The 13,062-nt window shown below is 59.1% G+C and carries 6 protein-coding genes; all 6 read right to left on the bottom strand.

Annotated features, from left to right (window positions below; all coding sequences use genetic code 11):
- Positions 1 to 144: 144 nt before the first annotated feature.
- A complete protein-coding gene (locus CJ255_RS01110) occupies positions 145 to 3,246 on the bottom strand; it encodes an Eco57I restriction-modification methylase domain-containing protein (RefSeq protein ID WP_097642249.1) in 3,102 nt (1,033 codons plus the stop codon).
- Positions 3,247 to 3,564: 318 nt separating this feature from the next.
- A complete protein-coding gene (locus tag CJ255_RS01115) occupies positions 3,565 to 3,879 on the bottom strand; it encodes a hypothetical protein (RefSeq protein ID WP_097642250.1) in 315 nt (104 codons plus the stop codon).
- 161 nt (positions 3,880 to 4,040) lie between these two features.
- Entirely contained in the window at positions 4,041 to 4,706 is a 666-nt protein-coding gene (locus CJ255_RS01120) for a death domain-containing protein (RefSeq protein WP_097642251.1), read from the bottom strand.
- Between the two features lie 193 nt (positions 4,707 to 4,899).
- The gene (locus CJ255_RS01125; protein ID WP_097642252.1) at positions 4,900 to 8,541 is read right to left on the bottom strand and encodes a helicase-related protein; all 3,642 of its coding nucleotides are present in this window, start codon (positions 8,539 to 8,541) and stop codon (positions 4,900 to 4,902) included.
- Between the two features lie 349 nt (positions 8,542 to 8,890).
- Positions 8,891 to 11,041, bottom strand: a complete 2,151-nt coding sequence (glgX, locus tag CJ255_RS01135) for a glycogen debranching protein GlgX (RefSeq protein WP_097642254.1) — start codon at positions 11,039 to 11,041, stop codon at positions 8,891 to 8,893.
- Between the two features lie 15 nt (positions 11,042 to 11,056).
- On the bottom strand, positions 11,057 to 12,922 hold the full coding sequence (locus tag CJ255_RS01140; RefSeq protein WP_097642255.1) for an HD domain-containing phosphohydrolase: 1,866 nt from the start codon (positions 12,920 to 12,922) through the stop codon (positions 11,057 to 11,059).
- Positions 12,923 to 13,062 lie beyond the last annotated feature (140 nt).

Consider the following 13,062-nt stretch of genomic DNA (forward strand, 5'->3'; position numbering starts at 1 on the left):
CCGGCGTTGGAGTGCCGGCGTTAGCCGGCGTTGGAGTGCCGGCGTTAGCCGGCGTTGGAGTGCCGACGTTAGCCGGCTAACGCCGGCACTCCAACGTGCGCCCACTAGCTTTTCAGACGGCGCCCACCTCGCAGGTCGTTGCCCTCACGTTCCCTTCAACCCCTCCAGATCCGCTGCGCTGATGCCATAGAGGCGCGCTACCCGCTCGTCAATCTCCGCCTCCCACGCGGCTACCTGCGCCCCTTGTCCCTGCGCCGCCAAACACTGCTTGGCCAACCCCGCCAGCGCCTCGCGCTCGGCGGGCGGCGCGGTGGGGATGGGGAGTTGTTCGACGTACTGGTAGATGAAGCGGAGGTATCCCCCGCGAACTTGTGAACTTAACTCCGTATAAAAGAAGGTAATGGGCGTTGAGTTGAGAACGGCAAGCAAGTAATAGTCAGTGCGTGGAATGCAATATGCCGTATTACCGAAGTAGGCAACCTGCTCTCGAAAAGCGAACCGCGCTTCTTTGGCAATGTCAGGGTAGACAATCTTTGGCTGCTCAAATGCCTGCCAATAAGCGCATGAGCGCAATTCCCAATAGTAGTGACCCTGATCACTCCGCGCAATTAGCGCATCACGGTAGTGGGCAAAATGGGCAGCAATGGCAGGATAGGTCTTGTTAAAGACGCACTCGGCAGCCGCCGCCGTTTTACCACTCCACGGATGGGTCACATTCTCCGAAGACTCAATCTTGATGAGATACTGGCCTGTCTCTTCCACCCGCCAGCGCTTCACGTCGCGCCCGCGTAGGAAGGGTTTGAGCAGTGCCGCGCTGGAGGGGTGTTCGGCAATGAGGGCATCACGGGCTACTTGATTCACCACAAAGGCATCGTTGAGGCCGGTAAGGATGCCCCGATAAAACTTCCCTCCCACATACTCGCCCAAAGGCTTGCCCGCTGCCCGCATCTGTGCGAGGATGCGGTAGGTTGCGTTGCCCGCTAGGTTCCATCCACTGCTGCTGAGGTAGCGCTGTTCGAGGCTGGGGGCGTTGGGATTGCGCTCTGCCTGGGCGCGATTGGCCTCGTCGAGCGCGTCCATGAACTCGCCAAGGGGCCGCCCGCTTGGCCAGGTGAGGGCCAAGACCTGCTGGTTGGCTGGGGCGGACTCTTTGCTGGCGATGATGATACTTGGGTAGGTGGTGGCTTGAAAGACCGGCGCATCGCCAAAATCAATCAGGATGCGGAGTGCAAGCTGCTGCATCAGCGTGCGTAGCTTCTCGCCGTAGCCCGCCCGAAACCACTTGTTGGGCGTGATAAAGCAGAGCATGCCGCCGTCACGCAGGCTTTGCAGCGCCCTAGCATAGAAATAGATGTAGAGATCGGCGGTGCCAACGTAGACATCGGGGTAGATGTTCTTCAGGGTGGGCTTGAGCGCCTTGATCAGCTCTTGGCGCACGTAGGGCGGGTTGGCCACCACAATATCAAAGCCGCCGTCGGCAAAGACTTCGGCAAACTCGACCGCCCAGTCGAAGCCTTGCACGCCGCCCTGGGGGTGCGCCCACGCCGCAATGGTGCGCTCTTGCGCGGCCACCTGCTCGCGCAGCGCGAGTTTGGCGCTGCCGTGGGTGCGTAGGTATTGCTCTTTGAGTACAAAGAGATCGACGATCTGCTGCTTGCGGAACATGTCGGTCTGCAAGCCGCCCGAAGGGTCGGGGGCGCTCAGGCTGTCGCCCACTTCCACCTTGTAGTCGAGGTTGGGCAGCGGCGGCGGGTCGTCGCCCTCATACTCCACCACCAGCGAGAGCCAGAGGCGCAGCCGCGCAATATTGACCGCAAAGGGGTCGAGGTCTACGCCGTAGATGTTGTTCTGAATGATCTCCAGCTTGCGCTGGTAGGTCGTCACCGCGTCAACATGGCGGCTGGTGAAGAGGCTGCTGCGTAGCGCCAAGAGTTCTTGCAGCATACCGAGCAGGTAGGCACCGCTGCCGCAGGCGGGATCACAGGCCCGCACCCGCTTGAGCGTCGCCAAGAGGAGTTCAGGGTCGCGGAGATGCTTTGCCTCACGCTGATCCACGAGGGCGGCAAGGGCTGCGGGCGGCTCGTGGGGCAGGTGGCGCTGCAGGTAGCCCTTCAAGCCCTCGCGGCACATAAAGGCGACAATCGGACGCGGCGTGTAGTAGCTGCCACTCTCGTGGCGTCCGGTGACCAACTCCTCAAAGACCTTGCCGAGCATCTCGGGGTCTACAGCCACCTCAATATCGAAGGGCGTACTCTCCGAGACGGTGAAATTGAAGCGGTAGAAGAGGTCGGTGATCGTCTCTGCCAGCGCCGCATCGGGCAGCAGAATTGCATCATCGCGGTCGTCGGCCTCCTCTTCAAACAGCCCGCCATTGAGGTAGGGGACGTGGCCGATGCGCTCGGCAAGAACGTGGTTGCGCTGAATATCCACCACATTGACCTCATTGGGCGTATTGAGGCCGGTGAAGAAGAGCAGCTTGAGGCGACTGGTGTAGAAATTGGCAGCCGGATCGGTGATGCGCTCCTGGAGATGCGCCTCCCAGAGCGCCCGCAGGTAGTCGGTGCGCCCGGCGTAGCGCAGCCAGCCCTTACGCTCCAAAAAGACGATAAACATCAGCCGATTGAAGAGCTTCTGCACAAAGAGGCGACGGGCATGCTCTTCAGCAATGCCGCGCAGCGCCGCTTCAACCTGCTCAAAGCAGCGGCGATAGGTCGCAAAGAACTGTTTGGTCACCACCTCAACATCAAAGGCGGCATTGAGCCGTTGCAGCACCGTCGCTGTGGCAACCTGGCCAAGCATGTCAAACTCATCGAGGCGAAAGGCGAGGGCTGCCAGGCGTTCAAGCGTCGTCCGTGCGGAGGTTCCCTGCTCATAGGGGAGGGTCCGCAACTCAACGCGCTGGCCACCGCGATCACGCGCCCAAACAAAGGCAAGTTGGCGACCATCCTGGGTCACATAGCAGAGCAGATGCTCAAATGCCACCGGCGCTAATGCCTGATGCACGGCCCGGCGCTGCGTCACATTGGGCAGCTTCAGATCGGGCCAAAAAATCCCAAAGACAGGAATCGCGCCCAACTTAGCGAGCGGCTGGGCAACCAGCGTCTGGTGCAGGGGAGCGCCAACGGCGACTTGTTGCCCCTGGCCAGCCATGCGGCCCCAATTGAGCGTCTGGGCAAAGAGATCGCGCAGGGCGTTCGGCTGGCCTGCTTGGTCGAGGTGGCGTTGGATGGTGGTGAGGGGGAGCATGGGAATTCCTTAAGGGAAGCGGAAACTTTTGTTAGCGCGAAAAAGCTCTGGGCCGCGCCGCTTGGCTTCGACAGGCTCAGCCAGCGGCGCGGTGGCTCGGTGGCTGAGCCTGTCGAAGCCACCGCGAGGTCGCCTGCCAACCCAAAGCTTTTTCGCGCTAGACATGGTTCACAGCCACTTTACAGTTTAGCGTCACGCGCCTCTTTCTGATGCGCTCGGCCTGAAACCTGACACCTGACACCTGAAACCTTGTCTTAGTCGGCTGAGGTCTTTGGCAGCGATGGGAAGCCGACTAAAGTCGGCACTACCTACGGCATCTCAGGGTGGCAAAGCAACGGGGCAATCAACAACATCCGCTTCCCTTAGTAAGCTTCGGTCACTCATCCGATCGGCGCTGCGTTCCTGTGCAATGAATGCGTTGATCGCGTCGGCACTCTCATCTTCGGGCCAAAAATCGGCGGCCAGATCAGCCAGATCGGTGATTGGCGGGGTACGTCGTACCGTGGATGGGATCGCGCCACCCGACTGCTGGTAGCTATCCTGCATGCCGCGCAGTAACTCCTGAATGAGTTGAAGTTGATCGCCTCGTGAGAGCTGAAGGGCCGCTGTGCGCACTTCGTCAACGGTAGTCATGGCACACCTCTTTTTCGGCTAATTGTAGAGCATAATATCAGTTACGAGTGATGAGTGACGAGTGATAAGCAGAGTATACCTCATTGCAATGCGGTCTGACGCAATTTGCTATGCGGCATATTCAACGGCAATTGGTATTATACCAAAACGCACATGCCACTCTACCCACCACTCGTGCGCCGGAAACGTGCGATGCGCCCCTCAAGCTCTGCAACAATCTCCGTCGTCGCGCTCATGTCTTGCGGGCTGACAAAGGGGGTGAGTTCGTGCAGTAGTTCTTGCAGCGAAGGAGTATAATAAAACATCAGTGTTGCTATGTCATTTTCGTACAAACCAACTCGAGTAAAATCACCTTGACGGTAGAGCGAAGGTAAGGCGTAGAGTTTGAGTAGGATCAAGCCATTCACGGTGGCTGCCGAAATCTTACGTTCAAAAAAGGGTTGTTCGCTCACATGATGTTTTTGCACATGGGCAAAGAGCGGGTTTTTGCTGAGTAAAAAATCAATCTGTAGATCTTTGTAGGTGCCTCGGGCAAAAAATGGCGATTGATACGTAACTTCAATCTCTGGAATCGCTTGTAATGCAGCAACATTGAAGATAAGATCAATATCTTCGGTGTTGCGCCCTTGAATGTAGTGCAAGAGCGCGATCCCGCCAACCAGGACGTAGGGCAGCTTGCGCTCTTCCAGCAGGGCAAAGAGTTGCTCAACACTCTGCAAGAGATCATCCATTGCGCGTGCCTCTCCTTGCCAGCGTTGGCTGTTGAACAGCATGGCATGGCGTACAATCTTGCCAATATGGATCGGATGTTGCGTAGGTTGGGTCATGGTTTGCTTCTCATCTGTTGGGGCTGCGCCCCATGGCGCATTACATTTAGGGCTGCCGCCCTAAAACCCGCTCGTGGGGCTGCGCCCCAAACCCCATTTTTTGTTCCGTGTTGGCGGCGAAGCCGCCAACACGGAACAAAAAGAGTCTTCTTGGAGAAGGCGAAGCCTCCCCAAACCCCCACCAGAGGGTATCCTACCCGATGCCCAAAGAGCAGACAATCTGCGGATCTGGCTCGGTCGGCTCATCGGCGTCACTCACGATGACCAGGCGCTCCTCTTCGTGGAAGCGTAGGGCGTTGTTGGCGATGTCGTCGTCGGAGGCAGCGAGGCGTATCTGTTGGCTCAGGGCGGTGCGGGCCGCTTCGCGCAGCGGGAAGCGCAGCAGGGCTTCAATCAGCGTGGGCAGATTCGTCAGCAGCGGTTGTGAGAAGAGCGTCGGCTGGCGCTGGTGGCGCTCAAGAGAGCGTTTCACCCGTTCGTAGACCTGGCGGCGCACGCTGCGTAGCGAGCCAAGTTGCCCGGCAAAGCTCTGCTGCTCCTGCACGGCGGCCTGCACCGCCGCTACGACCAGTTCGTCATGGTTGGCCAAGGGGGGCAGCGTGGGGGTGTCGGGGCCGCAGGCCAGGGCGCGGAAGGTGGCAGCCAGTGATTGTGAAACCACCTTGCCTGTCGTGTCAACGCGCACCATTGCATCGGTGCCATCGGGAAAGCGCAGGTAGCTCGTCACCCCCATCGGCAGTGCCGTACCACTAGGGGTCTGCACGGGGCGGGTCGCTCCCACCACGGGCGCAAGCGCCAAGGCAGCCTGCTGGTCACGTTCGCTGGCGCTCTTCCAGACCTGGAGCGCGGCGCTGGCGAGATCGACATCTTCGTCGCTATCATCTTCCAACACGCTCGCCTGCTCGGTGTAGAGATCGCGCAACTTCGCCGCAGCCTCCTCGCCGAAGAAGGTCTCGTCGGTACCCACCACCTCTTGGTTGGCCTGAAGCCGTTCGTAGAGGCGCGTGCGCAGGCGGATAATGCGCTCCACCCCTTCAGCGGGCATAAAGGAGTAGGCATGGATCGTGTCGGCCTGCTGGCCAATGCGATCCACGCGCCCGGCCCGCTGGATCAGGCGAATGATCGCCCAGGGCAGGTCGTAGTTGACCACAATATGGGCATCCTGTAAATTCTGGCCCTCGCCCAGCACATCGGTGGCCACCAATACCCGTATTTCACGCTCACCCTCGCGCAGCCCCTCGTTACTTTGGGGGCTAAAGCGGCGCGCAAGGCCCGTCGGATCACCCGCCTGCCCCGTTGCCACTTCAAGGTCAGTGAGACCACGCGCCCGTAGTTGCGCCGCAAGGTAGAGCGCAGTATCGGCGAATTGGGTGAAGATCAGCACCTTCTCGTTGGGATGCGTTTCGCACAGCAGGGTTGTCAACGCGGCCAGCTTCGCATCATTGGCGGGTTGCCAACGCCCCACCTGCTGGGCCAACTCAGCCAGCATACGCGCATCCGCCCGCAGCGCCCGCTTGAGGCCCGCCTGGAAGAACTTGGCAGCGAGCCACTTAAAGCGGCGGCGGAAGCGCGTCGTGTAGGTCGCATAGACCTGCGCGGCACGGACGGCATAGGTACTCAGCGCCGCATCGGGGTCGGGGGCTTCGACAAGCTCAGCCACCGCATCGGGGTCGGGGGCTGAGCCCTGAGCTTGTCGAAGGGTCGAAGCCGCCGCATCGGGGGCGGGGAGTTCGTCGGTGGCAAGCGGGTCTGGTTCAGGTGATTGTGTTGCGCTACAACTCCCCTCCCCCCTCGTGGGGGAGGGGCTGGGGGTGGGGGGGCAAGGAGCCTTTGGGAGCAAAAACTCTATACCTGAAGGATGGCCCTCACCCCCTGCCCCCTCTCCCACGTTGTGGGAGAGGGGGGTAGGGGGGTGAGGGTCAGCCGCTTCATCGTCCGGCGGCACCTCATCGTCCAGATCATTCATCACCGCATCGAGCATGGCCACATCCTGTGTTCCAATCGGCACTGGTTGGCCCGTTTCGAGGGCGTGGAGCGTAATCATATTGCGGAGAATCTGGCGTTCGAGCGAGAGCAGGAAGCTATAGCCACTCGATTCGAGGCGCTTGAAGAGGTTGGTGCGACTAAAGCCAAGCAAGCGCCGTCCGCCCCGCGCTAGATTATCGAGCAGCGTGCGCTCGGCGGGTGTCGTGCGCCGGGCCGCCGTCTGGCTCACATAGGCGGCCAGTTCATAGCGGGGCAGCGCCAGTTGCTCAATCACCTGCACCACCTGGCTGCTATAGAGGCGGGAATACTGATCGTTGGGGTCATCATCATGCAGCGCAAAGTTGAGCGTATGTGGTTGGCGCAGCGGAAAATAGGCCCGTCGTTCGCCAATCGTCACATAGTAGCGTTGCCGCTCCGCATCGAAATCCGCATAGGTACGCAGGATAAACTGGCGGGTACGGCGCACCATAAAGAGGCGCATCAGATCGCGCCAATCATCGGGGTGACTACTCTGCTCAAAGGCGCGCAGCGAACGGGGCGAGGCATCAAAGTTGGCCTGAAAATCGGCCTCATTACGCCCCGCAGCACTATATTCGAGAAAAAACTGCTCCGGGCGGATGCGCAGATCGCGCCGCTCATCGAGAAAGAGGCGCAACTGATTACTCAGGTCGGTAAACTGCTTATTGAAGGGCGTCGCCGTCAAGAGCATCACCCGCGCACCATTGCGCTCCACATAGTCGCGCAGCGCGGCATAGCGCTTGCCCCCCCGATTGCGTAGATTATGGCTCTCGTCCACAATCACCAAACGGTAACGCGGCATGCGCGGCAACTCCTCAACCGCCTGGCCGAGCGACAAGACCGCGCCTGCCACCTGGTAGCGGGCGAAATAGCCACGCCACATCGCCACCAGCTTCGGCGGACAGACCACCAGCGCACTGCTCTGCTCAATATCCTGAAAAATCCGCGCCACCGCCGTCGCCATGAGCGTCTTGCCCAGCCCCACCACATCACCGAGCAGCACGCCATCGCGGCGCTGCAGATAGCGAGCAGCAAGGGCAACCGCCTCAGCCTGAAAGGGCAGCAGGAGGTCACGCAGATCGCGGGGCAGCGCAAACTCGCGGCTGCCTTCACGCGCATCCTGCGAGAGCAAGAAGGCCATCTTGAGATAGACGTGGTAGGGGGCCACGAGGCGTTCAGCCGCCCAACTGGTCTCAATCAGATCGGCGAGATCGTCGGAAATATCGAAGGCCAGCGCATCATCCCAACGATCTTGAAACCAGTGCTGCAACTTACGCGCCGCATCCTGCTCGACCACATCCACATTCAACTCACCATGGCCACTGAGCCCCGCAAAGCTCAGATTGCTACTACCCACAAAGCCAATCTGCGGCGTCATGGGATCGTGGCGCTGCACCAGATAGAGCTTCGCGTGGAGCGGATGGCGCAAAAAGAGCTTCACGCGCAGCTTACGCGCCCGCAGTTGCGCCGCCAACACACGCAGCGTCGCACGGGCCTGCGAGGAAGGCACGCCAAACTCAAGCTGCTCACGAAAGCTCTGGGCCGCTTGGCGGCGCAGACGGGCCAACGTCGGCCCATCGAGATAGCCATCGCCCTCACGGGGGAGGCGCTGCAACGAACGCATCACCTCATGCTCAGGGCGCTGCATGCCCACCAAGAGGCGGCAACAGTGATCATCCGCACCCGAAAAGCGATCCACCAGATCGGCCAGCGCATCCCAGCCCCGCAGATGGAAATAGCCCACCGCAACGTCCAAACGATGGCCCAACTCCAGCATCGTCCGCAGCGTTGGCAGCAGCGGAATGGTGATATTGTCGAAGATCGTGGGCATGGTTCATCAATGTTTCATTGGAGATTGGAGATTGGAGATTGGAGATTGGAGATTGGAGATTGGAGAACATGGCGTCTCAATGGGCTTTAGTGTCCTCGCGCCTTCGCGTCCTCGCCTCCTCGCGCCTTCGCGTCCTCGCCTCCTCGCGCCTTCGCGTCCTCGCCTCCTCGCGCCTTCGCGTCCTCGCCTCCTCGCGCCTTCGCGTCCTCGCCTCCTCGCGCCTTCGCGTCCTCGCCCTTGCGCCTTCGCGTCCTCGCCTCCTCGCGCCTTCGCGTCCTCGCCTCCTCGCGCCTTCGCGTCCTCGCCTCCTCGCGCCTTCACGTCCTCGCCTCCTCGCGCCTTCGCGTCCTCACGTCCTCGCCTCCTCGCGTCCGCGCGTCTTCTGGCCTCGCTCCACCAACACCACCAGTGAGCGCGCCGCCAGTTGGTAGGTCTCAGTGGTAATAGGCGTACCCTCGGCCAATTGTGGCTCGGCAGTGTCTACCAACACCTCCCAGAGGGGATCGTCGGGCCAATCGGGCAGGATAAAGGCTACATCCTCTGGGCTGGCATTGAAGAGGACGAGCAGCACATCGTCATGCACGGGATTGCCTTGGATGTCATGCTCGCGCATGACGCGCCCGTTGAGCAGCAGGCCAATGCAGCGCAATTCGCTATTGTGCCAGATCGCCGGGCCGATCTCTTGTCCATCGGGGGTGAGCCATTCAACATCATAGTCAATCCCGCCAGGCACCAACGGCCCCTGAAAGAAGCGCCGGCGGTGCAGCAGCGGGTGGCGTTGCCGTAGCTCAATCAGACGCTTCGTAAAGGCCAGCAGCCCCTCAGCCTCCTCATCGGGACGCCAGTCGAGCCAACTGATAGCGTTATCTTGGCAGTAGGCATTATTATTGCCCTGCTGGGTACGCCCACGCTCATCGCCCGCCAGCAGCATCGGCGTACCCTGCGAGAGCAGCAGCGTAGCCAGGAAATTCCGCATCTGGCGCAGGCGCGCCTCACGGATCTCCGGATCGTCACTTGGCCCCTCAACCCCCATATTCCAACTGTTGTTGTGGTCATCGCCATCGTGGTTCGCTTCGCCATTGGCCTCGTTATGCTTCTCGTTGTAGCTGACCAAATCGCGCAGCGTAAAGCCATCGTGGGCGGTGATAAAATTGACACTATGGAAGGGCCGACGCCCGTTGTGGCGGTAGAGATCCATCGAGCCCATAATGCGCGAGGCAAACTCGGCGGCCTGGCCCCCATCACCCTTCCAAAACTTACGGACATTATCGCGGTACTTGCCGTTCCATTCGGCCCAAGGGTAGGGGAAGCGCCCCACCCAGTAGCCATCAGGCCCAACATCCCACGGCTCGGCAATCAGCTTCACCTGAGCCAGAATCGGATCAAGCTTAACCACATCGAAGAAGGCATTCGCGCCATCATTCTCGCCGCGAATCAGGGTACGGGCCAGATCAAAGCGGAAGCCATCAACACGCATCTCAGTCACCCAGTAGCGCAGACTGTCAATGACCAACTGCAAGACCCGCGAATGGGTGGTATCGAGGCTATTACCCGTGCCGGTGTAATCCATGTAGTAGCGCGGATTATCGGGCACAAGGCGGTAGTAGCTCGCATTATCTAGCCCACGGAAGGCCAACGTCGGCCCCTGCTGGTTCCCCTCACCCGTATGGTTATAGACCACATCGAGAATGACTTCAATCCCAGCGGCGTGGAGCGCCTTCACCATCTGCTTAAACTCTGCGACCTGCGCACCTGGCTCTTGTGCTGCCGCATAGCGCCCATCGGGGGCAAAATAGCCAAGCGTCTGGTAGCCCCAATAGTTCTTCAAGCCCTGATCAATCAGCACTTGGTCATCAGGGAAATAGTGGATCGGCAGCAACTCCACCGCTGTGACGCCTAACGCTTGTAAGTAGGCCAGTGCTGCTGGGCTACCGAGGCCCGCATAGGTGCCACGTAACTCAGCGGGCACGTCAGGCATCTGCTGGGTAAACCCCTTCACATGCACTTCATAGATGATCGAATCGCTGAGCGGAAGAGCCAAACGCTGATCATTGCCCCAATCAAAGCGCTGATCAACCACCACCGAACGGGGGGCAAAGGGGGCACTATCGCGCTTCCCAATGGTCAAATCGGCATACGGACTACTCATGCGGTAGCCATAGAGCGCATTCTCCCACTGCAATCCATCGGTAATCGCCTTGGCATAGGGATCGAGCAGCAGCTTATGGGGATTGAAACGATGGCCATGGCCGGGATTATAGGGGCCATAGACGCGATAACCATAGAGTTGGCCAGGCTTCAGATGTGGGACATAACCATGCCAAATATGTTCCGTCCGCTCAGGCAACCTCAGGCGGGTTGTCTCACGCACCGCCTCAGGCCCATCGAAGAGGCAGAGGTCTACCCGGGTGGCATGCTGCGAAAAGAGGGCAAAATTCACCCCCAGACCATCCCACGTCGCGCCGAGTGGATAGGGTTTTCCGGGCCAAATGGCTGCCATACGATATTACTCCGTTTACCTATATACTTGTTGCTGAATCATAGCTATAAACGCTTGAACTACTGTAGGATCAAAATGGCTGCCTGCACGCTGTTTAATATACTCCAAGGCCCGTTCATCGCTCCAAGCCGGGCGGTAGGGGCGCTCGGAGCGCAGGGCGTCCCAGACATCAACCACCGAAAAGATGCGTGCGGCTAGGGGAATCGCTTCACCCTTCAGCCCCTGCGGGTAGCCGGTGCCATCCCACTTCTCGTGGTGCCCATAGGGAATGATCAGGGTCTGTTGCAAAAAGGGAATCATCGCCAACCACTCGTAGGCGTAGGTAGGATGCTGGCGCATCACCTCCCACTCAGCCACCGAAAGCGGCCCCGGCTTGAGCAGGATGCGATCAGGGATGCCCATTTTACCAATGTCATGCAATAATGCACCACGGCGGATATGTTCCAACTCTTCGCCATTGATGCCCATTGTACGAGCCAACTGCATCGTCAACTCCGTCACGCGCACACTATGGCCTTCGGTCTCGTGGTCACGCAGATCAAGCGCCCGCGACCAGCCCTCAATTGTTGCATTGTAGGCATGGCTCAACTCGGCACTACTGAGTTGCAGTTGATCAAAGAGCATGGCAGTATGAATTGCAATGGCAGCTTGCAGTGCCAGGGCTTCAACATAGAGCCACCACATATGGTCGGGCACAAAATGGTCATGGTGGAACAACTCCAAGACGCCCTGTACATCACCACGAGCACGCAGCGGCAGGGCACTATAGCTGCAAAAGCGAGTCGCCAAGAGGTAATCGCGCGGCGCACGCAGCACCGGTTGGGTATAATTGGGTTCAGCCAACGGGCGCTCGGTCTGAAACACCATGCCTGCCAGCCCTTCATCGGGGCGCTGGAGCATCAGGGTCTCACTGGATCGATCCAAACCATTGCTGGCCGCCAACTCAAGCATGCCGGTGTGCCGATTGAGTAACAGGATACCACAGGCATCCACCTTGAGTTGGCCCATAATATTTTCGAGCAGGCGTGCCAAGATGTTCTTCAGATCGAGACTAGCCGTAATGGCCACCCCCATCGCATGCAGGCTAGTGAGTTGGTTCAGTTGGCGTTGAATCTGGGCTTCGGCCTGCTTCCGTACCGTAATATCGCGCAGAATCATCTGTACATGCTCGCCCTCACTATCATCTACCAAACCAATACTCACTTCAACCGCAATCGGCTGACCATGGCTATTCTGGATCTGCAATTCGGTACGCACCGTATGTTCGTGCCCCTTGCTCAAGCTTTGCAAACAAGCCTCATAGCGTTCTAAACTTTCAGGGGGCAAAAAGTGGGTAAAGCTGATCGCTTGCAACTGAGCTGCGTTCAGCATGCCAAGGAGTTGCACCAAAGCCTGATTGACCAAGATAAAGCAATGGGCCCGATCAAGCACCGCAATGCCATCGGGGGCAAGTTGAATCAGGCGCACAAAACGCTCATGCTGGTTGTGCAAATGGCGATAGCGGTTGAGCCGCATAATCGTGCGTACCTGCGCCAATAGCTCACCATGGTCAAAGGGTTTACTAATAAACCCATCAGCACCCGCATTAAGCCCCTGCAAGCGTGAGGCCTGATCATTGAGTGACGTGAGGAAGAGAATCGGTAGATCACGCCAACGCGGATCATCACGGAGCCGCATACACACCGTAAACCCATCAAGGTCGGGTAAAACGACATCAAGCAGCATGAGATCAACATGTTGATCCTGCAACAGCGCCAATGCCTCTTCGCCGCTCTCGGCCTCAAGCAACGTGTGTTCCTCTTGGCGCAACAACGTCCGCAGCATAAAACGAACGTGGCTATCATCATCAACGATGAGAATGGTACTCTGTGGTGTGTGCATAGCTTATGATGGTGGGGTATAACCGAATTATGGGGTGTTTGTGATGAGTGGGGCGGCTTCGTCGCCTGACAAGAACTCTTTTTGTTTCGTTTGGGCGGCTTCGCCGCCCAAACGAAACAAAAAGAGGTAATCATTATGAT

It is taken from the genome of Candidatus Viridilinea mediisalina (genome assembly GCF_002532535.1).
GTDB classification, from domain to species: domain Bacteria; phylum Chloroflexota; class Chloroflexia; order Chloroflexales; family Chloroflexaceae; genus Viridilinea; species Viridilinea mediisalina.